Source organism: Paraburkholderia phenoliruptrix, from assembly GCF_019511605.1.
In the GTDB taxonomy this organism is placed as follows: Bacteria; Pseudomonadota; Gammaproteobacteria; order Burkholderiales; family Burkholderiaceae; genus Paraburkholderia; species Paraburkholderia phenoliruptrix_A.
The window spans coordinates 76,507-101,312 of the sequence record NZ_JAEUAV010000002.1; the positions used below are offsets into that span (position 1 = coordinate 76,507).

At 63.6% G+C, this 24,806-nt stretch carries 21 protein-coding genes; 10 read left to right on the plus strand and 11 right to left on the minus strand.

Annotated elements, in window-relative coordinates:
* Nucleotides 1-7: 7 nt before the first annotated feature.
* Nucleotides 8-505 carry an acyl-CoA thioesterase gene (locus JNB89_RS03825; protein WP_135891291.1) on the minus strand — a complete coding sequence of 166 codons (498 nt, stop codon included), beginning with the start codon at nt 503-505 and terminating at the stop codon, nt 8-10.
* Here JNB89_RS03825 and JNB89_RS03830 point away from each other — a divergent pair.
* Nucleotides 407-847 (plus strand): hypothetical protein, encoded by a 441-nt coding sequence (locus JNB89_RS03830; protein ID WP_220361663.1) that lies wholly within the window; start codon nt 407-409, stop codon nt 845-847. The two genes, JNB89_RS03825 and JNB89_RS03830, sit on opposite strands and share 99 nt — an antisense overlap.
* Before the next feature lie 22 nt (nt 848-869).
* Here JNB89_RS03830 and JNB89_RS03835 read toward each other — a convergent pair whose 3' ends face one another.
* From JNB89_RS03835 to JNB89_RS03855, 5 genes are all read right to left on the minus strand, one after another.
* Nucleotides 870-1,817 (minus strand): alpha/beta hydrolase, encoded by a 948-nt coding sequence (locus JNB89_RS03835; protein ID WP_220361321.1) that lies wholly within the window; start codon nt 1,815-1,817, stop codon nt 870-872.
* Entirely contained in the window at nt 1,810-2,319 is a 510-nt protein-coding gene (locus JNB89_RS03840; RefSeq protein WP_220361322.1) for a thioesterase family protein, read from the minus strand. The genes JNB89_RS03835 and JNB89_RS03840 overlap by 8 nt, the downstream gene beginning before the upstream one ends.
* A gap of 195 nt (nt 2,320-2,514) precedes the next feature.
* A complete protein-coding gene (locus tag JNB89_RS03845) occupies nt 2,515-3,480 on the minus strand; it encodes an L-carnitine dehydrogenase (RefSeq protein WP_220361323.1) in 966 nt (321 codons plus the stop codon).
* Nucleotides 3,481-3,520: 40 nt separating this feature from the next.
* Entirely contained in the window at nt 3,521-4,450 is a 930-nt protein-coding gene (locus tag JNB89_RS03850; protein WP_013342707.1) for a 3-keto-5-aminohexanoate cleavage protein, read from the minus strand.
* A 54-nt stretch (nt 4,451-4,504) separates the two neighbouring features.
* Complete coding sequence (locus tag JNB89_RS03855; RefSeq protein WP_220361324.1) at nt 4,505-5,515, minus strand: choline ABC transporter substrate-binding protein; 1,011 nt, start codon at nt 5,513-5,515, stop codon at nt 4,505-4,507.
* Between the two features lie 400 nt (nt 5,516-5,915).
* Between JNB89_RS03855 and JNB89_RS03860 the strand changes: the two genes are divergently transcribed.
* Nucleotides 5,916-6,980 (plus strand): GlxA family transcriptional regulator, encoded by a 1,065-nt coding sequence (locus JNB89_RS03860; RefSeq protein ID WP_220361325.1) that lies wholly within the window; start codon nt 5,916-5,918, stop codon nt 6,978-6,980.
* Nucleotides 6,981-7,089: 109 nt separating this feature from the next.
* Nucleotides 7,090-7,413 (plus strand): DUF4148 domain-containing protein, encoded by a 324-nt coding sequence (locus tag JNB89_RS03865; RefSeq protein WP_220361326.1) that lies wholly within the window; start codon nt 7,090-7,092, stop codon nt 7,411-7,413.
* 130 nt (nt 7,414-7,543) lie between these two features.
* Here the strand turns inward: JNB89_RS03865 and gabD are convergent, their stop codons facing one another.
* The 3 genes from gabD to JNB89_RS03880 form a co-directional block, all read right to left on the minus strand.
* Entirely contained in the window at nt 7,544-9,004 is a 1,461-nt protein-coding gene (gene gabD, locus JNB89_RS03870; protein WP_220361327.1) for an NADP-dependent succinate-semialdehyde dehydrogenase, read from the minus strand.
* A gap of 14 nt (nt 9,005-9,018) precedes the next feature.
* Nucleotides 9,019-10,308 (minus strand): 4-aminobutyrate--2-oxoglutarate transaminase, encoded by a 1,290-nt coding sequence (locus tag JNB89_RS03875; RefSeq protein WP_135891299.1) that lies wholly within the window; start codon nt 10,306-10,308, stop codon nt 9,019-9,021.
* 157 nt (nt 10,309-10,465) lie between these two features.
* The gene (locus JNB89_RS03880; RefSeq protein ID WP_220361328.1) at nt 10,466-11,302 is read right to left on the minus strand and encodes a DMT family transporter; all 837 of its coding nucleotides are present in this window, start codon (nt 11,300-11,302) and stop codon (nt 10,466-10,468) included.
* Between the two features lie 290 nt (nt 11,303-11,592).
* On the opposite strand from JNB89_RS03880, the gene JNB89_RS03885 reads away from it, so the two are divergent.
* The 5 genes from JNB89_RS03885 (at nt 11,593) to JNB89_RS03905 (ending at nt 20,700) form a co-directional block, all read left to right on the plus strand.
* Entirely contained in the window at nt 11,593-12,624 is a 1,032-nt protein-coding gene (locus JNB89_RS03885; RefSeq protein WP_013342714.1) for a M14 family zinc carboxypeptidase, read from the plus strand.
* Complete coding sequence (locus JNB89_RS03890; RefSeq protein ID WP_220361329.1) at nt 12,624-13,421, plus strand: alpha/beta fold hydrolase; 798 nt, start codon at nt 12,624-12,626, stop codon at nt 13,419-13,421. The genes JNB89_RS03885 and JNB89_RS03890 overlap by 1 nt, the downstream gene beginning before the upstream one ends.
* 106 nt (nt 13,422-13,527) lie before the next feature.
* Nucleotides 13,528-18,396, plus strand: coding sequence for an NAD-glutamate dehydrogenase (locus JNB89_RS03895; protein WP_220361330.1), 4,869 nt, complete (start codon nt 13,528-13,530; stop codon nt 18,394-18,396).
* Between the two features lie 117 nt (nt 18,397-18,513).
* Nucleotides 18,514-19,419, plus strand: coding sequence for a cation diffusion facilitator family transporter (locus tag JNB89_RS03900; protein ID WP_220361638.1), 906 nt, complete (start codon nt 18,514-18,516; stop codon nt 19,417-19,419).
* Between the two features lie 207 nt (nt 19,420-19,626).
* Nucleotides 19,627-20,700: a purine-nucleoside phosphorylase gene (locus JNB89_RS03905; protein WP_220361331.1), complete on the plus strand. Its 1,074-nt coding sequence runs from the start codon at nt 19,627-19,629 to the stop codon at nt 20,698-20,700.
* Between the two features lie 224 nt (nt 20,701-20,924).
* On the opposite strand, the gene JNB89_RS03910 is transcribed toward JNB89_RS03905, so the two are convergent.
* Nucleotides 20,925-21,227: a DUF4148 domain-containing protein gene (locus JNB89_RS03910; protein ID WP_013342719.1), complete on the minus strand. Its 303-nt coding sequence runs from the start codon at nt 21,225-21,227 to the stop codon at nt 20,925-20,927.
* 223 nt (nt 21,228-21,450) lie between these two features.
* Nucleotides 21,451-22,455 carry a LysR family transcriptional regulator gene (locus tag JNB89_RS03915; protein WP_013342720.1) on the minus strand — a complete coding sequence of 335 codons (1,005 nt, stop codon included), beginning with the start codon at nt 22,453-22,455 and terminating at the stop codon, nt 21,451-21,453.
* 171 nt (nt 22,456-22,626) lie between these two features.
* Between JNB89_RS03915 and JNB89_RS03920 the strand changes: the two genes are divergently transcribed.
* Entirely contained in the window at nt 22,627-23,481 is an 855-nt protein-coding gene (locus tag JNB89_RS03920) for an alpha/beta hydrolase (protein ID WP_135891303.1), read from the plus strand.
* Between the two features lie 94 nt (nt 23,482-23,575).
* A complete protein-coding gene (locus JNB89_RS03925) occupies nt 23,576-24,784 on the plus strand; it encodes an efflux RND transporter periplasmic adaptor subunit (protein WP_013342722.1) in 1,209 nt (402 codons plus the stop codon).
* Nucleotides 24,785-24,806: the final 22 nt, after the last annotated feature.

Consider the following 24,806-nt stretch of genomic DNA (forward strand, 5'->3'; position numbering starts at 1 on the left):
CCGCGTCCTACTCGGTCAGCGCGGACAACGGCAACTCATACTCCTTCACACGTTCGACTATGCCGTCCGGAAAGCGGCGGATCTTGCGGTCGCGCCCGGCGTACAGAATCTGCTGATAACCCTGCGACACCTTGCGCCCGTCGACGCAAAAGCGGAACAGCAAGTACGCCGAGCATTGCCTGACCTGCACGGTGTTCAGGTAGCAGTCCACACGCTGGAACGGAAAGGTCTCATGCACATATTCCTGATGCGCGCGTTTGGTGACGAACATGCCGTCTGAGCCGAGCAGATCGTCGTGAATGCACTCGTGGAACCACCGCTCGCGACACACGCCCTGCCATTCGAAGTAGCGCGCGAAATAAGTGTTCATGAAGGCATTCGAATCTTTTAGATAGATGTCGAACGAATGAACGAAGGTCTTCGGGGCATCCGTTGTCAGCGGATTATCCGAAAGATGAGCGTTGCCGCGATTCAGAGCTTGGGGAATGACTTCTCGCATCAACATACGATTTTCCTTTTACAGGAACGGCTGCTGGTGGCAGCCACACATGCCTGCCGACAAGACGGGCACATCCCATTCTGTTGGGGAAATGGACGATGTGGCTATTGGCGCGCGATAAGTGCGGCGCTATCCTCGCGCGGCTCGCGCAAGGCCGCCAGGATCGCGGTGCATCAGGCCGACGACAGTGTTGACGCGGCGATTCTTTTATTCAGTGGGTCAGCCAACAGAACACGCGCAAGCGCGCAATCGGATGCGCGCATGAGCATAAGAAGCAGGGGAAGTGGTTATGCGCAAGCACGGACGTTTCGCCTGCGCGTGACAAGTGGACTTATTGATAACGCATAACTTTTATTGCCGATCCTGGTGATCAGGCGAGCCCGGCCTGTTCCGAGAGAAAGCGGCACACTTCGACGTGCATGGCTTGCACGCCGGGGCTTGAATCGATTGCCCGCCAGCAGCCGTGAACGAGTCCCGCACCGATCCACAGCCGCGCTTGTCCGCCGGCTGCCTGAATGCGTTCGACGAACACGCGTGCGTCGTCTCTGAGCGGGTCGTGTTCCGCGCCGATGGCGAGCGTAGGCGGCAGCAGGTCATACCGCGCGGCAGCGAGCGGAATGGTCCAGTCGGCGCGCGGCGCGGCTTCGCCCCAGTACATGTCGCGAAACGCGTGAACGTCGGCGAGCGTCAGCATGGGCGCGTGCGCTTCGGTATCGCGTGCGGGCGGCTGCGGGTCCGTGCCGAGCATCGGGTAGATCAGCGCAACGCCGCCGATGCCGGCAACGCCTTCATCGCGCAGAAGCATCGCGACGCTGGCCGCGAGGGTCGCGCCGGCGCTGTCACCGGCGAGTTGCAGGGTGGCGCCCGCGGGCAGCTCGAACGGCAGCCGGCTTTGCAACGCCGCGCGCGTGACTTCCAGGCAGTCGTCGTGCGCGGCCGGCGCGCGATGTTCAGGCGCGAGCCGGTAGTCGACGGCGATCACGTCGAGGCCGGTATCCGCCGCGAGGCGCGCAGTGATGAGCTGATGACTGTCGAGCGACCCCAGCACGAAGCCTCCGCCGTGGAAGTACAGCACGACGCCGTGCGGCGAACCCTGCGCGCGGGCGCGGTTGCGATACAGGCGCAGCGCTATCGAATGGCCGGCGGCGGTCTGGAAAGGCGCGTCCTCAGCGACGACTTGCGACGGCAACGGCGGCGTCAAAGCGGCCGCATAGCGGTCGTAGATGTCGCGCTGCTCGCGCGGCGTCAAAGACGTGCTGTGCCCCGGATAGACGGCGGCGGCGCGCGCAATGAACGCGGCCATTTGCGGCTCAAGCATGGTGGCTCCGGCCGCGTTGGGCCGCTGCCGGCAGACCGATCATGCGGCCCGCGTAGGCGGCAGCCGGTAGAGCCGCGTGCGCGTCGGCCAGTTCCTTGACGCGCGCCGCAACGTCCGGATCGAACGCCGCGGAGCGCGGCCCGCTGGTGTCGACGTGCAGCAGCATCTGCTCGCCCGCGGCCACCGGCGTCTCGCCTTCGTCGGCGAACATCTCCAGATACAGATGCAGCCGCTTCGCGTCATGCGCGAGCACGCGCATATCGACGCGCACACGCGTGCCTTCCTTGATCTCGTGCAGATAGTTGATGTGCGCTTCGAGCGTGTAGATGGACCGCCCGCGTTGCCTGCGCACGGCGTCGGGCAGACCGATGCGGTCGATCAGTTCGTCGGTCGCGAAGCTGAAAATCAGCATGTAGAACGCGTCGCGCAAATGGCCGTTGTAGTCGACCCATTCCGCGCGCACCGTGTCGCGGTAGCAGGGCAGGGAAGCGGTTTGCGGCATGGTGCCAGGTCTCCTGGTAGGTGGGGCCGTGGTTGGAAGCGCGATCGGCAGCTTGGTCGGGCGCGTGAGCGAACCGCGATCGCGCACAGTGTGCGGGGCACATTGGCCGGCTCGTCCGGCGCAGCGCGGTGCCGTGCCCGGTACGCTTGCTGCGCCGCTTGCGCGGCGCAGCCGCGCGCTCTTGCAGCCCTGGCTTCAATCGGCGGGCTGCAGCCCATGCCGCGCCTTGGCTTCGCTAATTGCCGCCAGCACGCTCGTGATGCAGTCGTCGCGATAGCGCTCCAGTGCCTTGATCGAACGCGGGCCGACCTGTTCCGCGGTGCCGTCCACGACGCGGTCGATCAGCTCGTCCGTCAGCTTCGGCGCTACCAGTTTAGTCCACGGCAGCTCCAGCGCGGGGCCGAACTGCTGCATGAAATGGCGCATGCCGGCGTCGCCGCCCGCAAGCGTGTAGGTAAGGAAGGTGCCCATGAACGACCAGCGGATGCCCGCGCCGAAGCGGATGGCGTCGTCGATTTCGCCGGTGGTCGCCACGCCTTCGTTGACCAGATGCAGGGCCTCGCGCCACAACGCTTCGAGCAGCCGGTCGGCGATGAAGCCAGGCACTTCCTTGCGCACACGCAGCGGTCGCATCGAAAGCGAGCGATAGATGTGCAGCGCGGCGTCGATGGTGTCGGCCGCCGTGCTCTCGCCGCCGAGCACTTCGACGAGCGGCAGCAGATAGACCGGATTGAACGGATGCCCGACTATGCAGCGCTGCGGGTTGACGGCCCGCGCATAGAAGTCGCTCGGCAACAGGCCCGAGGTCGACGAGGCGATGATCGCGTCCGGCTTCGCGGCACGGCTGATCTGCTCGTGCAACGCGAGCTTCAGTTCCTCGCGCTCGGGCGCGCTTTCCTGAATGAAATCGGCTTGCGCGACGCAGGCTTCGATCGTATCGACGAAGCGCAGCCTCGCTTGCGACGCGCCTTGCGCGAGTCCGACGCGCTCGAGCGCGGGCCATGCATTCGCCACGTTGTCGCGCAACTGCTTTTCCGCGCCGGGCGCCGGGTCCCACGCGAGCACGTCGAGGCCGTGGGCGAGCGCGCGCGCCACCCAGCCGCTGCCGATCACGCCCGCGCCGATTGCGGCGAATGTTTTGATATCGACGATCACTGCCATTGCTGAGATATCCTTGTTTGCCTATGAGTTTTTCGGGTGCTCAAGCGTATGCGCCGGCCGCGCGCCGTTCGAGCGGCCGTTCGCCGCGCGCGGGCAGGCCGAGCTTGCGGCGGCCCTCGGCAGGCGTCAGCGCGCGCGCGCCGAGACGCTCGATAATTTCCACCGCGCGCTGCACCAGCGTGCCATTGGTTGCATGCACACCTTTATCCAGCCAGATGTTGTCTTCGAGGCCCACGCGCACGTGGCCGCCGAGCAGAATGGCCTGCGCGACCATCGGCATCTGCATGCGGCCTATGCCGAAGCCGGCCCATTGCGCGCCGCCAGGCAGGTTGTCGACCATCGCTTTCATCGTCGTGGTGTCGGCGGGCGCCCCCCAGGGGATGCCCAGGCACAACTGGAAGAGCGGCGGCGCGTCGAGCAGCCCTTCCTTGAGCAACTGTTTGGCAAACCAGAGGTGGCCCGTATCGAAGATCTCCAGTTCAGGCTTCACGCCGAGTTCCTGAATGCGTTTCGCACCCGCGCGCAATTGCGCAGGCGTCGACACGTAGATGTAGTCGCCGTCGCCGAAATTGAGCGTGCCGCAGTCGAGCGTGCAGATTTCGGGCAGCAGTTCCTCGACGTGCGCGAGGCGCGTCAGGCCGCCCACCAGGTCGGTGTTGGCGCCAAAGCGCATCGGGTCTTCGCCGGGACCGATCTCCAGATCGCCGCCCATGCCCGCGGTCAGATTGATGATGACGTCCGTGCCCGACGAGCGGATTCTGTCCACCACCTCGCGATACAGTTGCGGGTCGCGGCTGCCGCGGCCGGTCTTCGGGTCGCGCACATGGCAATGCGCGACGGTGGCGCCGGCCTTTGCCGCTTCAATGGCGGCCTCGGCAATCTGCTTCGGCGTAACGGGAATGGCGGGGTGCTTGCCGACGGTATCGCCGGCGCCGGTGACCGCGCAGGTCACGATAACTTCATGGTTCATGCGTACAGGTTCCTCTGATTGTTCAGTGCGTGTTCAGTGCGCCACTCGTGAAATTCACAGCCCGAGGTAAGCCTTGACCGCGGGCAGACCTTCCTTGCCGTCGTAGGTCTTCACGCCGGCAAGCCATGCGTCGAGTACCTGCGGGTTTTTCTTCAGATACGCCTTTGCGGCATCGGCGGGCTTTTCCTTGTTCATTACCGACTGCATCACCACGTTTTCGAGCTGCGTGGAAAAGCGCAGGTTGCTCACGAGCTTGCCCGCGTTCGGGCAGCGCGTCAGATAGTCGGGGGAGGTCAGCGTGTACACGCGAGCCTCGCCGTCGTTCGGACCGAATACGCCGTCGCTGCCGGACAGGTATTTCATGTCGATCTGAATGTTCATCGGATGCGGTTCCCAGCCGAGAAACACCACCCATTTCTTGTCGCGAATTGCGCGTTCCACTGAAACCAGCATGCCCGCTTCGCTCGATTCGATCAGCTTGAAGCCGCCAAGGCCGAACTTGTTGGTGGCGATCATCTTCTGAATGGCCGCATTGGCGCTGCTGCCGGGCTCGATGCCGTAGATCTTGCCGTCGAGCTGATCGCGATGTTTGGCGATGTCGGCGAAGGTTTTCAGGCCCGCGTCATACGCATAGCCCGGCACCGCGAAGGTGGCCTTCGCGCCGGTCAGGTTCGGCGGTTGCAGCACGTCGATGGATTTCGATTCGACAAACGGCGCGATCGCTTTCTCCTGCACCGGCCACCAGTAGCCGAGCGACACGTCGAGCTGTTTGCTCTTCAGGCCGGCAAACGAAATGGGCACCGAAGCGACGGTGGTCACCGGCTGATAACCGAGCCCCTCGAAGACGGTGGAGGCGAGCGCGGTGGTCGACGTGATGTCGGTCCAGCCGATGTCCGCGAAGCGCACGGCGCGGCAGGCGGCCGGGTCTTGGGCCGACGCGGGCAGCGCGGTGACGGCCGCAACGCAGGCGGCCGCGGCGCAAGCGAGCCGGGCCCGTCGCGCAGCTTGTGTGGATTGGCCGCGCCGGGCAAATTGGGCGAGCAGCGTTTTGATGCGTGACTTCATGACCTTCCCTATTGACGCCGATATACGTCTGTTAGCGTTTTCGAAAGGAGTCGCCCCGATGTTCCAATGCAAAGGGCGGCCCGCCGGCAAGTGATGCACGAGGTGCTACATGAACCGATCAATCATGCGTACGGAATGGCACTAACGTTAATGCCCCATATTGCCGCCAAAGCGACCGTCAGCGACCCCTTCTTGCTTCTACGCGACAACGAGGGAAAACCACCAGGGGCATGCGTCGGCGGGAGTTCGCGGTTGCGCAAGCCCTCCGGCATTGCAACGCAGCATGTGCCCGCCGCGATTTTTGGCGCCTTGTCCGCTCGCTAGCCGCTTGCTACGCTCGCCGGGAACCGCGCGTCCGCTCGCGCTCCCGGCTTGTGTGCCTTTACCGGATTCCCGCGAAATGCCTGAAGAGATATCGTTCCTGCTGCTGCCGGGCTATTCGGCGATCGGCTTCATGTCGGCTGTCGAGCCGTTGCGCGTGGCGAACCGCTTTCGCGGCGAGCTGTACCGCTGGCGCATTGTCAGTCTGAACGGCGCGCCGGTCGCGGCCAGCAACGGCATTTCGATCAACGCCGACGCAGCAATCGGCGAGCTGGACGAAGCGGGCAATCTGGGCGAGGCGGGCAAGGGCAGCCACGGTGAGCCGTCCGGCGGCGGCCCTACGCTCTTCGTGGTGGCGGGCTTCGAGCCGCTCGCGTGCTACACGCGCGAACTTGGCGAGCGGCTAAAGCGCCTCGCGCGCGCGGGCGCGACGCTCGGCGGCATCGACACCGGCAGCTTCGTGCTCGCGGAAGCGGGGCTTTTCGGCAGCGCGGACAACGTGACGGTGCATTGGGAGGCGCTGTCGGCATTTCGCGAGCGCTACCCGTCGCTGGATGCCAGTCAGGAACTGTTCGAGATCGGCGCGCGGCGCATCACCTGCGCGGGCGGCACTGCGTCGATCGACATGATGCTCGACCTGATCGGCCGCAAGCATGGCGCCGCGCTGGCGTCGGCGGTGTCGGAGCAGTTCGTGGTGAGCCGCATCCGCCAGCGTTCGGATCATCAGCGCATGGAGATTGCCGCGCGCTACGGTGTGCACAATCGCAAGCTGATACAGGTGATTGGCGTGATGGAGCAGCATATGGAAGAGCCGCTCACGCCCGACCGGCTCGCGCAGGAAATCGGCGTGACGCGCCGGCAACTGGAACGGCTCTTCTGCGCGTCGCTGAAGGACACGCCCACGCACTTCTATCTGCAATTGCGGCTTGGCCGCGCGCGCGAACTGCTGCAACAGACGGACATGTCGGTCACGTCCATTTGCGTCGCTTGCGGGTTCGAGTCCCCGTCGCATTTTTCGCGGACGTATCGCGCGCGCTTCGGCATGAGCCCGAGAAGCGACCGGCAACCGGGCGGCGCGTTGGTGCCGCCCAAAGCGCAAATCAGCCCGCGAGCCGGCGAATTAGCACGCGCCTCGCAACAGTGAATTCGCAGATTCGGGGTTTACCCTAGGTCGTCTGCCTCCTAGACTGTGTCCATCTGCTGAAGACAACCGCCTTCGGCGCCTGACAAAACAATCTCTGGAGGTAGTAATCATGAAATCGCTGATCGAAGCCGCTGTTATTGCTGCTCTTATTTCCGCACCGCTCGCGGCGTTCGCGCAGTCGAACCAGCCGGTCACGCGCGCTCAGGTCCGCGCTGAGCTGATTCAACTGGAAAAGGCCGGCTACAACCCGGCCACTGCGAACGACTACGATTACCCGGCGAACATCCAGGCCGCTGAGGCGCGCGTTGCCGCGCAGAACGGTACGGCCCAGACGAGCGGTTACGGTTCGGCGACCAACGGTTCGTCGCAAGCCGGCAGCCGCGCCGAGGTTACGTCGAGCTCGTATTCGGCGCCGGTGTACGTCGCCCACTAAGTGAGTGTGGCGCGGCGCTGCTCGCCGCGCACTAAGGGCGAAAGGCAGGGGCGAAAGGCAGGTGCGAAGTACTGGCGCCAAAGACAAGCGCCAAACAAGAACGGCACGCGCTGGCGTGCCGTTTTCACGTTCAGACACCCCCCACGCACATGTACTTGATGACGACGTAATCGTCGATCCCATAGTGAGAGCCTTCACGCCCAAGACCGGATTGCTTGACACCGCCGAACGGCGCGACTTCGTTTGAGATCAGGCCGGTATTGATGCCCACCATGCCGTATTCGAGCGCTTCGGCAACGCGCCACACGCGCCCGATGTCGCGGCTATAGAAGTACGACGCGAGGCCGAACTCCGTATCGTTCGCGAGCCGGATCACTTCCTCGTCCGATGAAAAGCGGAACAGCGGCGCAAGCGGGCCGAAGGTCTCGTCGCGCGCAACCTTCATCTCGGGCGTCACGTCGGCGAGCACGGTCGGCTCGAAAAAGCCGTGACCGAGCGCGTGACGCTTGCCGCCCGTGACGACCCGCGCGCCTTTGGCAAGCGCGTCCTCGATATGCGATTCGACCTTGCGCACAGCCGCCTCGTTGATCAGCGGACCTTGCGTGACGCCGGCCTCGGTGCCGCGTCCCACCTTCAGTTGCTCGACGGCGGCGCGCAGCTTCTCGGCAAATGCGTCGTACACCTGGTCGTGCACGTAGAAGCGGTTGGTGCAAACGCAGGTCTGGCCGCTGTTGCGATACTTCGACGCGATCGCGCCCGCGACGGCAGCGTCGAGATCGGCGTCGTCGAACACGATGAACGGCGCGTTGCCGCCCAGTTCCAGCGATACCTTCTTCACAGTGGGCGCGCACTGCGCCATCAACAAACGCCCAACCGGCGTCGAGCCCGTAAACGAGAGCTTGCGCACGATCGGGTTGCTGGTCATTTCCGCGCCGATCGCTTTCGGTTCGCCCGTCACGACATTGAACACGCCGCGCGGCACGCCCGCGCGCTCGGCCAGCACGGCGAGCGCGAGCGCCGAGAGCGGCGTGGCTTCGGCCGGTTTGACGATGATCGGACAGCCCGCCGCGAGTGCCGGACCGACCTTGCGGGTGATCATTGCAGCCGGGAAATTCCACGGCGTGATGGCTGCACAGACGCCGACCGGTTCCTTCGTCACGACAATGCGCTTGTCGCTTGCGGGCGTCGGGATGGTGTCGCCGGTCACGCGCTTCGCTTCCTCCCCGAACCATTCGAGAAAGGATGCTGCGTACTGGATCTCGCCCTTTGCCTCGGCAAGCGGCTTGCCCTGCTCGGTGGTCAGGATCAGCGCGAGATCGTCGGCATGCTCGAGCATCAGGTCGTGCCATCTGCGCAGGATCGCCGCGCGCTGTTTGGCGGTGTTCGCGCGCCAGGCGGGCCAGGCGGCGTTCGCTGCGGCGATGGCGCGGCGCGTTTCCGTCGTGCCCATGCGCGGCACCGTGCCGATGGTTTCTCCCGTTGCCGGGTTCACGACTTCGAAGCTCGCGCCGTCGTCCGCGCGTTGCCATTCTCCGGCGATGTACGCGGCGCTCTTCAATAGAGCCGGATCTTGCAGAGTCAGTGTGGCCATGTTTTTCGCATTCCTCAAGCAGCCACAGCAACGCTGTCCTTGATCACGTCCTCGAGAATGGCGAGCGCCTCGTCGAACACGGCGTCCTGAATCGTCAATGGGAACAGGAAGCGCACCACGTTCGAATAGACGCCGCACACGAGCAGCAGCAGGCCGCGTTCGAGCGCGCGGGCCTGCACGCGCTTCGTGAAGTCGGCGTCCGGCTCGCTGCTGCCCGGCTTGCAGAACTCGACGGCCACCATGCCGCCGGGGCCGCGCACATCGGCGATGTGCGGCGCGTCTTTTTGCAGCGCGAGCAGTTTGGCTTTGACCCGGTCGCCCAGAACGGTGGCGCGCTCACAAAGCTTTTCTTCGTCGATGATGTCGAGCACCGCATGCGCGGCGGCGAGCGCGAGCGGATTGCCGGCATACGTGCCGCCGAGGCCGCCGGGCGCCGCGGCGTCCATCACGTCGGCGCGGCCAATCACGCCCGACAGCGGCATGCCGCCCGCCAGACTCTTGGCGACCGTCATCAGGTCAGGCACCACGTCGTAGTGATGCATGGCGAACAGTTTGCCGGTGCGGGCAAAGCCGGTTTGCACTTCGTCAGCGATCAGCAGAATGCCGTGCTCGTTGCACAGCTTGCGCAGTGCGCGCACGAACTCGACTGGCGCCGGATAAAAACCGCCTTCGCCCTGCACTGGTTCGAAGATGATCGCGGCCACGCGCTTCGGGTCGATGTCCGCCTTGAACAGGAATTCGAGCGCTTTCAGAGAGTCAGCGGTGCTCACGCCGTGCAGCGGATTGGGAAACGGCGCATGGAACACGTCGGACGGAAACGGGCCGAAGCCGAGCTTGTACGGCGCGACCTTGCCGGTGAGCGCCATGCCCATCAGCGTGCGGCCGTGAAAGCCGCCCGTGAAGGCGATCACGCCCGGACGGCCGGTCGCGGCGCGCGCAATCTTGATCGCGTTTTCGACAGCCTCGGCGCCGGTGGTGAAAAAGGCAGTCTTCTTCGGATGATCGCCGGGTGCGCGCTGGTTGAGTTTTTCCGCAAGCTCGACGTAGGACGCGTACGGCACGATCTGATACGCCGTATGCGTGAAGTGATCCAACTGGTCGCGCAGCGCCGCTACGATCTTCGGATGACGGTGTCCCGTGTTGCACACTGCGATACCCGCGGCGAAGTCGATAAAGCGGCGGCCTTCCACGTCCCACAGTTCGGCGTTTTCGGCGCGCTCGGCGTAAAAATCGCACATTACGCCGACGCCGCGTGGCGTGGCTGCGTCCTTGCGGCTCTTCAATTCTGCGTTCTTCAGGTTCATCGCGTGGCTCCTCGCTTGTCGGCGGACGCCGCGCGTGAAGGCGCGGCACATGCAGCGACTATAGTGAGATTTGGCTCTGGACTTCAGAGCCATTTCTATAAAAATGTAGGAGCCATTTGAAGGGGCGAGCGGCGCGCAAGCGTCGTGCACAAGCGCGTCAGATGCGGATGAGCACCGCGCCCAACGTGACGAGCGCACATGCCGCAACACGCCGTAGCGTGAGTTTCTCGTGCATGAAGAGCCAGCCGATCAGCACTGCGAAGATCGAACTCAATTCGCGCAGCGCCGACACCATTGCGATAGGCAGATAGCGGTACGCTTCGATAATCACGCAATAGGCGATGAGCGCCAGCGCGCCAGACGCGATGCCCTGCAGCACCACCGCGCGGCCGACGAACAGTCCTTTCGCGCCGCCGCGCCAATGCCACGCGAGCAGAAACTGCGGTACGTTCCAGAGCAGGTAAACCCACATGATGTAGCTCAGGCCGTTGCCCGCGACGCGCGCACCAATGCCGTCCACCACCGAATACGTCGCGATGAACAAGCCGGTGAGAAGCGCGAACGGTACGCTTTCTCCGGAAAAGCGCATGCCACGGCGAAACGCGAGCGAGACGATGCCGCTCGACACCAGCGCGACGCCGGTGGCAGCGAGCGGTTTCAACGATTCGTGCGCGAATACGAGTGCGCCGACGAACACCAGCATGGGCGACAGACCGCGCGCAATCGGATAGATCTGGCCGAAGTCACCGCTTCGGTAAGCGCGGATCAGCGCGAGCAGATAGCCGAACTCCAGCAGCACCGACGCAAAGATATACGGCCATGCAGCCGGCGCGGGCATCGGCAACACGAGCACGCCGACGGCGCTCACGGCGAGGTAGGGAATGGCCATCATGCCCAGCAGCCACACGCGGTCTTGCGACAGATGCAGCGACGCGTTCCAGCTGGCGTGCAGCAGCGCCGACAGCAGGACTAGCAAGACGACAGAGGTATGCATGGAAGTCGAATAGTGGGCACGGGGGACGGGCCTCATATCTGGCCGCAAGCCCGTGATTATTCGAGCAGAACGCCTCGACCGTTGCATGGGTCGATGTGGGACCGATGAATGGGCCACTCATGCGAAGGGGCTTTGCGAGGCAAAAGGCGCAAATTCGCGGCCGGCAACATGACGGTTGAATGACAGGCGCATGACGGCGTGTGCATTGGCGCAGCCGTCATACAGGCTGACAGACAGCCAGGCTATATTGCGTCATGGCCCTGCCGTCCTCGATACTCTGCGACGCCCACATGCAGCCTTTGAGCTTTCTTCCCGACACTTTTGCGGAGTACGAAGATCTCAAGACGATCCTCGATCAGGGCAGCGCAAGTTTTGCGATCCGCACCGTCTGCGAGACGGCCGTGCGGGGCCGGCGCTTCAGCGTGCATACGGCGAGCATTGGGTCGACGGATCCGCAGGCGCCGGCCATCGGCTTTTTCGCCGGCATTCACGGACTCGAGCGGATCGGCTCGCAACTCGTGCTGGATTACATGCGCGCGCTGCTCGCGCGGCTCGAATGGGACGAACTGCTGGTGCGCCAACTGCAATCCATCCGCCTCGTCTTCATGCCGATCGTCAATCCTGGCGGAATGTGGGCGGCCACGCGCGCCAACCCGAACGGCGTCGACCTGATGCGCAATGCGCCGCAAAACGCAGACGAGCGCGTGCCGCTCCTGGCAGGTGGCCAGCGCGTCGGCGCATGGTTGCCGTGGTATCGCGGGCGCCGCGGCGGTCCCATGGAAGCCGAGGCCGCCGCGTTGCTCGAAGTGGTCGAAACCGAGCTGGCCGCGCGGCCGATGAGCATCGCGCTAGATTGCCATTCGGGCTACGGCTGGAGCGACAGCATCTGGTTTCCGTACGCACGCACGCGCAAGCTGATGCCGCATCTGCCGGAAATGTACGTGCTGAAAACCATGTTCGAGCGCGCGCATCCACATCACGGCTACACGTTCGAGCCGCAAAGCCATCAATACCTGCTGCATGGCGATCTGTGGGACTGCGCGTACGACCGCGCGCCCGCCGCCAACGTCTTTCTGCCGATGACGCTTGAACTCGGATCGTGGCTATGGATCAAGAAGAATCCGCGCCAGTTGTTTTCGCGCCAGGGCTTCTTCAATCCCGTGAAGGCGCATCGCACGGCTCGCGTGTTGCGGCGCCACGCGAATCTGCTCGATTTCCTCGCGCGTGCGGCGTTTTCGTCGCAGCGCTGGCTGCCGCAAGGCCAGCGCCGCGAGCAATTGCTGCAAAGCGCGATTGATCACTGGTACAGGGCGAACACTTGATGAGTACGTGGATACTGCTGCGCGGGCTGACGCGCGAGACGCGTCATTGGGGCCGCTTGCCCGAGCTGTTGCGCGAAGCCACGGGCGGGGCGCGTTTGATGTTGCTCGACTTGCCGGGCAACGGTGCGCTCGCGCATGTGCGAGCGCCCGCTACCGTTGCAGCGATGGTCGAGTCCGTGCGTATTGCCGCACTGCAGGAGCGCGCGCCGCACGAGGCCACGAGCGGGCCCTTCAACATACTGGCGATGTCGCTGGGCGGCATGGTCGCGACAGCATGGGCGCAACGGTATCCCGACGAAATCGCGCGAATGGTGCTGATCAACACCAGCATGCGTCCGTTCAGTCGGGCGCATGAGCGGTTGCGTCCGGGCGCATGGCCGGAGCTGATCCAAGTGGCGAGCCATTGGCACGACGCGTCGCGCGCGGAGCGCGGCATTCATCGCCTGACATGCAATGACGTCGGCGCGCACGAGGCGGATCTCGACGCATGGTGCATGATTCGCCGCAGCGCGCCGGTGAGCCTTGCGAATGCATGGCGGCAACTGTGGGCCGCGGCGCGCTTTCGCGCGGCAGCGGCGAAGCCGGCTTGTCCGCTGCTGCTGCTTTCCTCGCGCGAGGACCGGCTGGTGAATCCTGCGTGTTCCGCCAAGCTCGCGGCGGCGTGGGGTGCCGCGCATCGCGTGCATCCGTGGGCGGGCCACGATTTGCCGCACGACGATTCGGCGTGGGTCGCGCAACAGGTGGGCGGATGGCTCGCCCTTGCGGCCCGCGCAAGCGCAGCAGCGGGTATAACCTAACTCCCCGCATCGGTCGCATGGCGCCATGCGGGTGCATAATCGTTCCTCAGACGATGCATCCGATCCGGGCGATCCTCGCCAATGCCGCCAGCCGGGGGAGTTCATCATGCAAGCAAAGAACGAAGAAGCCGTCACGCACTTGCTGAACGATGTCGTCGAGTTTGCACGAGGGCGCTTGCCCGAGCCGGCGTTTCAGATCGTCGAGCCTTTTCTGCGGCACTACTACGATTTCGTCGACGCCGACGATCTGCAAAGCCGCTCCATTGCCGATCTGTACGGCGCCGCGCTCGCCCACTGGCAGACCGCGCAGCGCTTCGTGCCAGGCAAGGAACGGTTGCGCGTCTATAACCCGATTCTCGAGCAGCACGGCTGGCACTCGGATCACACGGTGATCGAGATCGTCAACGACGACATGCCGTTTCTGGTCGATTCCGTTTCAATGGCAGTGAACCGCCACGGGCTCGCGCTGCATTCGGTCGTGCATCCGGTGTTTCGCATCTGGCGGGGTGCCGACGGCGACATTGTGCGCGTCACGCAAGGCGCCGAGGAAGCCGCCGACACACGCTCGCAACTGGCCTCGTTCATTCATTTCGAAGTGGACCGTTGCGGCGACGCGGCGAAGCTCGACACACTGCGCGAGGACATCGCCAAGGTACTGCTCGACGTGCGTGCCGCAGTCGAAGACTGGCCGAAGATAGTAGAGCTCGCGCGCGTCACGATAAAAAGCATGAAGGCGGGCGAGAGCGGCCCGGATGCAATGGAAGCGCGCGCGTTCCTCGAGTGGATGGTGGCCGATCATTTCACCTTCCTCGGTCAGCGCGACTATGAACTGGTGCAACACGGCACGGGCTACGGCTTGCGCGCGGTGCCCGGCTCAGGGCTCGGCATTCTGCGCGACGGCTTGCGCGCGCAGCCGGGCGGTATGTCCCCCGGCGGCGCGGCGGCTTCCGAGGTCACGGCGTTGCCGCCGGCCGCCGCCGAGATCATTGCGAGCGCCTCGCCCATCTTCCTGACCAAGGCCAACTCGCGCGCGACCGTGCATCGCCCAGGTTATCTGGACTACGTCGGCATCAAGCTGACCGGTGCGGACGGCAAGGTGGTCGGCGAGCGGCGCGTCATTGGCCTGTATACATCGACCGCATATTTCGTGTCTGCGGCGGAGATTCCGATCGTGCGGCGCAAATGCGCGAACATTGTGAGAAGGGCCGGTTTCCTGCCGAAAGGTCATCTTGCCAAGTCGCTACTCACGGTGCTCGAAACGTATCCGCGCGACGAGCTTTTCCAGGCCGACGAAAACCAGCTCTACGACATCGCGCTTGGCGTGCTGCGTTTGCAGGAGCATCAGCGCACGCGTCTGTTCGTGCGGCGCGACCGCTTCGACCGTTTCGTGTCGTGCCTAGTGTTCGTGCCGCGTGACAAGTACAACACCGATTTGCGGCAGCGTATCGCGAATCTGCTTGTGGACGCATTCAACGGAGAGAGCGTCGAATTCACGCCGCTGCTTTCGGAGTCGACGCTCGCGCGAATTCACTTCGTCGTCCATGCGAAAGCGGGCGGCATGCCCGATGTCGATACGCGCGAACTCGAAGCACGTCTCGTGCAGGTTGCGCGCCGCTGGCAGGACGATCTGGCGGATGCATTGCTCGACGCGTTCGGCGAGGAGCAGGGCAACCGTCTGCTGCAACACTATGCCGATTCGTTTCCTGCCGGCTATCGCGACGACTACGCCGCGCGCACGGCGGTGCGCGATATCGAACTGATCGAGCGCGTGCAGGGCAGCGAGCGGCTCGCGATGAACCTGTACCGTCCTATCGAAGCCGGGCCGCGCGCATTCCGCTTCAAGGTGTATCGCGCGGGCATGCCGATCGCCTTGTCGCGCAGCTTGCCGATGCTCGAACATCTCGGCGTGCGGGTAGACGAAGAGCGGCCGTATCTGATCGAAGCGCTCGGCGCAACGCCTGCGTGGATTCACGATTTCGGCCTTGAACTGGCGGACGACACAGAGTTCGATATCGAGCGCGTGAAAGATCTTTTCGAAGACGCGTTCGCCCAGGTGTGGACCGGCGCAGTGGAAAGCGACGACTTCAATCGACTCGTGCTGCGTGCACAGTTGAGCGCCCGCGAGGTGACGATACTGCGTGCCTATGCGAAGTATTTGCGGCAGGTAGGCTCGACCTTCAGCGACGCGTATATCGAGCGCGCGGTAACCGGCAACCCGGCAATTGCCCGCATGCTGGTCGAGTTGTTTGTCGCGCGCTTCGATCCGACGCTCGAGGGCACGCGCGAAGCGCGCGTCGCAAATCTGTTGAAGACGATAGACGGCGCGCTCGACCAGGTGCCCAATCTCGACGAGGACCGCATACTGCGGCAATTTCTCGGCGTCATCAAGGCGACTCAGCGCACCAACTACTACCTGTTCGATGCGCAAGGCAAGCCCAAACCGTATCTGTCGTTCAAGTTCAATCCCGCGCAAGTGCCCGGTTTGCCCGAGCCCAAGCCGATGTTCGAGATATGGGTGTACTCGCCGCGCGTGGAGGGCGTGCATTTGCGCGGCGGACGCGTGGCGCGCGGCGGCCTGCGCTGGTCCGACCGGCGCGAGGATTTCCGCACTGAAGTGCTCGGCCTGATGAAAGCGCAGATGGTGAAGAACGTCGTGATCGTGCCGGTAGGCTCGAAGGGCGGCTTCGTCGTGAAGAACCCGCCGCCGCAAAGCGAGCGCGACGCGTGGATGCGCGAGGGCATTGCCTGCTATCAGACCTTCCTGCGCGGCCTGCTCGATCTCACCGACAACCTGTCGGGCACGACCGTGGTTCCGCCGCGCGACGTGGTCCGCCACGATCCCGACGATCCGTATCTGGTAGTGGCCGCCGACAAGGGCACGGCCACCTTCTCCGACTACGCGAACGCCATTTCGCAGGAATACGGCTTCTGGCTCGACGACGCGTTTGCGTCGGGCGGCTCGGTTGGTTATGACCACAAGAAGATGGCGATCACCGCGCGCGGCGCATGGGAGTCGGTGAAGCGGCACTTCCGCGAAATGGGCGTCGATACACAGACTATGGACTTCATGGTAGTCGGCATCGGCGACATGTCAGGCGACGTGTTCGGCAACGGCATGCTGTTGTCGCCGCATATCAAGCTCGTTGCAGCGTTCGATCACCGGCACATTTTTCTCGACCCGAATCCCGATCCGGCAAACAGTCTTGCCGAGCGCGGCCGGCTCTTTCTGCTCGATCGATCGAGCTGGGCGGACTACGACCCCTCGCTCATTTCAGCCGGCGGCGGCGTGTTTCCGCGCACCGCCAAGACCATTCCGCTGTCGCCCGCGGTGCAGTCGGTGCTCGGTATCAGTGAGGCTGCGCTGTCGCCTGCGGAACTGATGCGGGCGATTTTGCAGGCGCCCGTCGATCTGCTTTATAACGGCGGCATCGGCACGTATGTGAAGGCGACGCGCGAAACGCATCTGCAAGTGGGCGACCGCGCGAACGACGCGATCCGTGTGAATGGCGCCGATCTGCGCTGCAAGGTGGTTGCCGAAGGCGGCAACCTCGGGCTCACGCAACTCGGGCGCATAGAATTCGCGCAGCGCGGCGGGCGCATCAATACCGATGCAATCGACAACTCCGCGGGCGTCGACTGCTCGGACCACGAGGTCAACATCAAGATCCTGCTCGGACTCGTCGTCGCCGACGGCGAAATGACCGACAAGCAGCGCAATGCGCTGCTCGCCGAAATGACCGACGAAGTCGGCCTGCTGGTGCTGAAGGACAACTACTACCAGACCCAGGCGCTTTCCATTGCTGGCCGCTACGGTGTCGAACTGCTCGACGCGGAAGCGCGCCTCATGCGCTACCTCGAACGCGCGGGGCGCCTGAACCGCACCATCGAATTCTTGCCGAGCGACGAAGAAGTGGCCGAGCGGCAGGCCGCGAAACAGGGGCTCACCACACCTGAGCGCGCGGTGCTGCTTGCGTACAGCAAAATGTGGCTGTACGACGCGCTGCTCGAATCGTCGGTGCCGGAAGACCCGCTCGTCGGCGACATGCTGATCGAATACTTTCCGAAGCCTTTGCGCCAGCGTTTCGGCGAGCCAATGCAGCGACACCCGCTGCGCCGTGAAATTCTCGCGACGCACTTGACCAATGCGTTGGTGAACCGCGTCGGTTGCGAGTTCGTGCACCGCCTCATGGAAGAGACCGACGCGCGGCCGGGCGACATCGTGCGCGCGTGCATTATGGCGCGCGACGTGTTCGATCTGGACGACGTGTGGCACAGCATCGATGCGCTCGACAACCGCGTCGCCGACGACGTGCAGGCGCGCATGTTCGTCGAAGTCGCGCGGCTCGTCGAACGTTCGGCGTTGTGGTTCCTGCGGCATCTGTCGTCGCCGGCGGTGAACAGCGACGACGTGAGCGATCTGCTGGCGCGTTGCCGCGACGCCGCGCAGCGTCTCGCGCCGCAATGGCCGGCGCTCTTGCCGGCCGCCGACCTCGAGGCGCTCTCCGAGCGGCAGCGCGTGCTGGTGGATGCGGGTGTCGACAGCGACCTCGCGGTACGCATAGCAAGCGGCGAGATTTCGGCGGCGCTGCTCGACATCGCGGAGGTGGCGTCGACTTGCGAGCGCAAGCTCGAACTCGTGGCGGGCGTCTACTTCGCGCTCGGTACGCTGCTCAACTACCACTGGATCAGCGAGCGGGCGGCCGCATTGCCTGCGCCGTCGCATTGGGACATGCTGGCGCGCGCATCCGCATTGGCCGAACTCGCGCGTCTGAAACGCGCGCTCACGACGAGCGCGCTCGCCGGGGCCGACGACGCTTCCACGCCGGACGCCCTGGTGCACGCATGGCGCGACAAACGGGCCGCGCAACTGGAGCGCTATGCGCGGCTGCTCGCGGACTTGCGGGCTACGGGTGGCGCGAGTCTGTCGATGCTGTTGGTGATCGTGCGGGAAATGGCGGCGCTCGAACGGGCGTGAGCGGCGGGGGCGCGATGCGTCCCGCGCCGCTATTGGACCACGCCGCCCGGCATCGCCATAATACGGGTTCCCGGCCGGTAAAAGCCGTTTGCAATGAGTCCAACGCCCTCCACGACGATGAAAGAAGAATCGCCGAAAGCCATTATTTACGCGCTCGCCGCCAACTTTGGCATTGCTGTCTGCAAGTTCGCCGCCGCTTCGTTCACCGGCTCCGGTTCGATGTTTGCCGAAGCCATTCACTCCACTGCCGACTGCGGTAATCAACTGCTGCTGCTGTTCGGTCTGCGTCAGGCGCGCCGGCCGGCAAGCCCGTTGCATCCGATGGGCGGCGGCCGCGAGATCAACTTCTATTCGCTGCTGGTCGCGCTGCTGCTGTTTTTCGTGGGCGGCGCGTTTTCCGTGTACGAAGGCGTGCATCGCATAATCGCGCGTGAGCCTTTGCAGTATGCCTATGTGGCGCTGGTGGTGTTGGGCGTGTCGGTGGTGCTGGAAGCGCTCTCGCTGTGGGGCGCGCTCAAGGAGATTCGCCGCGTGCATCCCGACAAGAGCATGTGGCGCTGGTTCAGGGAGACGCGCGAGTCGGAACTGCTGGTGGTAGCGGGCGAAGACATTGCAGCGCTGATGGGGCTTGCCATGGCCTTCGTTGCCGTGCTGCTGACGCTCGTGACCGGCAATCCCGTCTACGACGCATTGGGCTCGGTTGCAGTCGGGCTGCTGCTGATGGTGATTGCCGGGCTGGTGGCGCGCGAGGTGAAGTCGATGATCGTCGGCGAATCGGCGAGCCCGGAAGTGCGCCGCGAAATCGAGGCGCATTTGCGCGCACGCAGCGAAATTCGCAGCATCATCAATATGATCACGCTGCAATGGGGACGCCATGTGGTGGTGGCGGTGCAGGCAGAAATGATCGATTACGCGAGCGGCCGAGCCATGGTCGACGCAATCAACGTCATAGAGGCCGACTTGCAGGCTGCGTTTCCGCAGGTGCGCTGGGTGTTTTTCGAACCGGACATTCCACGCGTTTGAGTTTCTTCCCTGCGCTTGTTTGTTGCCCTTCTTCGTGGGCTTCTTCCGTGGGTTTCATTCTTTTGGTGCATGCGGCTCGCGCGGAGCTTCGCGCGAGTAGCGAAATTGCCGCGTAATCGGCTGGACAATCATTTCGTCGCATCTATACTTCTTCCGGCTTGAAGCGGCACTCTCCCCAACTGCATGACAGGCAAAAGGAAGATCACGATGCTGACTCGCACATTTGGCGCGCTCTCCGTCATTGCACTCGCGGCATGCGCAGCCTTTAATTCCGGACCCGCCAGCGCGGACGACAGCAGCGCTTTTTCGCATGAAGACGTTGCTTCGCGCGGGCGGCCCGTCAAGGTGATGATCATCTCCATGTTCGGCCCGGAAGGCCAGGTGTGGCTCGACAAGCTCGGCCCGTGGCGCGATATTCCAGTGGACGGCCTGTCGCCCGACTACCCGGCGGTGCATTGCAACCGCCAGGACGTGTGCGTAATGACCACCGGCATGGGACACACCAATGCCGCGGCTTCCATCATGGCGCTGACGTTCTCGCCGCGTTTCGATTTGCGGCATACGTACTTCATGGTGGCGGGCATTGCCGGCATCGACCCGCAGCAGGGCACGGTCGGCTCCGCCGCATGGGCCAAATATCTCGTGGATTTCGGCATTCAATGGGAAATAGACGGGCGTGAAATTCCAGCCGGCTGGAACACCGGCTATCTCGGCATCAACACGAAGAGCCCTTCGGAAAAGCCGCCGCTCGATTACCGGACGGAAGTATTCCAGCTCAATACGCAGCTTGCCGATACAGCGTTCGCGTTGTCGCGCAACGTCGTGCTTTCCGACAATGCACAGGCGCAGGCTGCGCGCGCCAAGTATTCGTATGCGCCGGCCAACCGTCCGCCCACCGTCATTCAATGCGATACGCTCGCGGGCGACACGTGGTGGTCCGGCACGCTGCTAGGGCAACGTGCACGCGACTGGACCAGGATACTGACCGATGGGAAAGGCGTCTATTGCACGACGCAGCAGGAAGACAATGCGACGTATGAAGCGCTCAAACGCGCGGCTTCGGTCCATAAAGTCGATTTGAACCGCGTGGCTGTATTGCGCGCGGGCTCCGATTTCGACCGCCCGTACGATGGGCAGACCAGCGCCGACAATCTGCTGAACTACTCGGCCCAAGGCGGTTTTACGATTGCGCTGGAGAACCTGTACCGCTCGGGCAATCCGCTCGTGCAGGATATCGTCACGCACTGGAGCGAATGGCGCGACGGCGTACCAAAGCGCTAAGCTACTGCTGCAACAAGGGCCGCTTCATGCGGCCCTTGTTGCAGTTGCGCCGCGCATTACCTTTGCGGTGCGCGATACGGTGTCCATACTGCCGCGTCCGTATCCCAGTTGTCGAGTTCCGATGGTGTCATGATCTACTCCTTTGCAAATGTACTCGCATTTATCGCAGCGGCCGAAATCATTCCGGATCACTAAGCATTTTGGCAGTTCACTGTTCCGCGGGCTTATTGCCCCGTCGCTACTCGCGTGACATCGCCGCTCGCGCCTTCCTGTAGTGCGATGCGTGCAGCCTGCGTCTGGCCGATCAGCCCTTTGTTCGGATACGTGGTGCGATTCAGCGAAGGCAGCGAGCCGTCACGATATGCTGCAACCAGTTCGGCCTTCACTTCTGCGCGCGTTTTTCCGCTCGTCGTCGCGGCGGGTTGAGTCTGATAACTGCCGGCGTGGCCAATGCCATTGCCTTGTGCGAAAACCGGCGCGCTGGCGAGCAGCGAGAGAGCAAGACCTGCGAGAAGATTGCGTTTCATGATTCACTCCTGTCGATTCATTGGCAGCACGAGGGCGCTGCGGACAGGGTGAAATGTAGACTTCGGGCGCGTGTCGATAAATTGCGCTTTCGCGAAATGAATTGTCGCGATTCCAGAACAATCGCTTTAAGAGCCCTAAAAACCAAGGCACAAAGAACAACCGCGGCATTAGCGCCGCGGTTGGAATTCACTGTTTCATTTTGTGTACTTCAATTGAACCGCCTCACGCGACCCATTCCGAAATAACCGGAGTGTCGAGTGCGGGAGAAAACTCCCGTTCTTCGAGTGTGCGCTTCGAGCAGGTAGCGTCGAGTGTGCCTCGACCGCTCAGCAATGGGCAGCGATCGAATACTTCGGCGATCCAGTCTACGAAAACACGGACTTTAGGCGACAGATGCCGACTGTGCGGATAGACTGCGGAAATGGGCATCGGCAAAGGCTTCAGTTCGGGCAGTACTTCAACGAGTTGGCCCGAACGCAGTTGCGGCAGCACCATGAAGAGCGCCGGCTGAATCAGGCCAAAACCCTCCAGCCCGCAGGTCACGTAGGCATCCGCGTCGTTGACCGAGACGATGCTCTTCATCTTCACTTCAACCTCTTTGCCATCAACCATGAATGCCCAATCGAGCGTGCGTCCGGTACGGCTCGAGAAGTAATTGACTGCTTTGTGATTTTCCAGGTCCTCGAGCGAAGTCGGCATGCCGGCCCGCTCAATGTATGACGGAGCCGCGCACGTTACGCCCTCGAACAGGCCAATACGCCGCGCCACCAGCGAGGAATCCTGCAGCGCGCCGACCCGCACGACGCAATCCACGCCTTCCTGCAGCAGGTCGACCGGTCGATCCGAGAGGCCGAGTTGCAGGTCGATGTCCGGATAGCGCTGGTGGAATTCACACAGCTTCGGAATGACCAGCAAGCGGCCAATCGAGCCAGGCATGTCGATGCGCAGCTTGCCGTGCGGTTTTTTATTGCCGCTCTGGAAACTGGCCTCGGTTTCTTCCACGTCCGCGAGGATGCGCACGCAGCGCTCGTAGTACGCGGCGCCGTCCGGCGTGAGCGACAGCCGGCGGGTCGTGCGGTGCATGAGCCGTGTGCCGAGGAACGCTTCGAGGTTCTGAATGATCGTGGTAACGGAGGCGCGCGGCAGGTCGAGCGTTTCCGCTGCGCGGGTAAAACTGTTTGTGTCGACGACACGCGTGAACACTTGCATGGCCTGAAGCCGGTCCATTGCAAACCTCCAGAAGGGGCAGGCGTACTGAGCAGGGTTCGGATCCACCGGGCAATCGGTTGATTGTTCAGAGGGACCGAATTGTGTTGCCGGATTATAGGCATTTATTTACGAGTCTGCCGAACCCACAATTCGCACCATTGAAGTTCTTTGCGCATTGCGCGGCTCCACATGGATGCATTCAAACCGCCGTTCTCTTTTACGCCCGCCGCCAATGAGCCGGCGGAGGCCGACAGCACGGCACTGGAAGTAACTGACGTACAGATTGAAGGACACGCGCAGGACATCACATTGCGCTTGTACCGGCAGACGAGGAAAACCGCACTGCCGGTACTGCTTTATTTTCACGGCGGCGGCTTTACGAAGGGGTCGATCGAGCAGGCGGATTTTGCGTCGCGCTATTTCGCGGAACATTTACCTGCGTTAGTGGTGTCGGTCGGCTATTCGCTTGCGCCGGAGTTTCCGTTTCCCGCCGCGCCGGAAGACGCGCATCGCGCGGCGTTGTGGGTGCAGACGCGAGCGCGTGCATTTGGCGGCAATAGCAGAAAGGTTGGCGTGGCGGGCCATGATGCGGGCGGCCAACTGGCCAATTGCCTCGCTTTCATCGCACGCGATCGGGGCGACGTGCAGATTGCCGCGCAGGCTTTATTCGGGCCGATGCTGGACCCGAGTCTCACGCGCCTTGGCGACGAAAAGCGCCTCGGCTCGGACATCACGGCAAGAGAATGCGCGGCCTGCTACCGCGCATACCTGCCGCAGGCGTCGCAACGCATGCATCCGTATGCGGCGCCGCTGGAGTCGTCGCGGCTTGCTGGCTTGCCGGCCACGCTGATCGCGACGGCGCAGAACGACGTGCTGCACGTCGAGGCGGAGAAATACGCGAGCAGTCTGATCGACGCGGGCGTGCTGACTCAGGTGGTCCGCTATCCGGCGGTCTCGCATGCGGCGCTGGCCGATCATCCGCCCGCCTTGCAGGAGGCAGTGAGATTTTTTCAGTGGCGCTTCGATGCGCGCGCACATCGCTAACCAGTGGCTGAAACCAGCGGCTGAAACCAGTGGCTGGAAGCAGCACTGAAACAGAACCAGGCAGAACATTAATCAACGATACCGGGAGCTACACATGACCATTCTTCCTCTTTCTCGCCGCCGCGTGGCGGTTGCCGCGCTTGCCGTCGTGGTCCTTGCCGGACTCGGCACCTTTGGCGCGATCCGTGTCGACGCGAGCTCGCCCGCTGCGCCGACCATCGTGCCGGAAGTCGATGTAGCCACGGTGGTGCAAAAGACGATTACCGACTGGCAAACCTATTCGGGCCGACTCGAAGCAGTGGAAAAAGTGGACGTCCGTTCGCAGGTGCCGGGCACCATCGTGTCCGTCAACTTCAAGGACGGCGCGCTCGTGAAGAAGGGCGACACGCTGTTTGTGATCGACCCGCGTCCGTACGCGGCGGAAGTAGACCGTGCCGAAGCGCAGCTTGCGGCGGCTCAGGCGCGCACGGGCTATACGCAAAGCGACTGGGAACGCGCGCAACGCCTGATTGCCGACAACGCCATCGCCAAGCGCGATTACGATGAGAAGCAGAACGCCGCGCGCGAAGCGAGTGCAAACCTGAAGGCCGCACAAGCCGCGCTTGAAACCGCGCGCATCAATCTTGGCTACACCAGGATCGTCGCGCCGGTGTCGGGCCGCGTGTCGCGCGCGGAAATCACGGTGGGCAACGTGGTGTCGGCCGGTGCAGGCTCCGCGCCGCTCACCACGCTCGTATCGGTCTCGCCGATCTACGCATCGTTCGACGCCGACGAGCAGACCTACCTGCAGTATCTGCGTCGCGCGAAGGACGGCAGCAAGGTGCCGGTGGAACTCGGCCTCGCCGACGAAACCGGCTATTCGCGCAGCGGCACGATCGAGTCGGTGGACAACCGTCTGGATACGTCGTCGGGCACGATCCGCGTGCGCGCGCGTTTCGACAATCAGGACGGCACGCTCATTCCGGGCCTGTATGCGCGCGTCAAAGTGGGCGGCAGCGAACCGCACCCGGCGCTGCTGATCGACGACGCAGCAGTCGGCACCGACCAGGACAAGAAGTTCGTTCTGGTGGTGGACCAGAACAATCACGTCGCGTATCGCGAGATTTCGGTGGGCGACATGCAGGGCAGTCTGCGCGTCGTGAAGGGCGGTCTGAAGGCAGGCGACCGGATCGTCGTCAACGGTATCCAGCGCGTGCGGCCGGGCGATGCGGTGCGCGCGCACATGGTGCCCATGACGACCGACCAGGACCCGAACAGCGCGCCGCTCGCACAGACGCGCACCAAAGCGGACAAGAACTCGTGAGCGTCGCAGCCGCGGCAGGCAA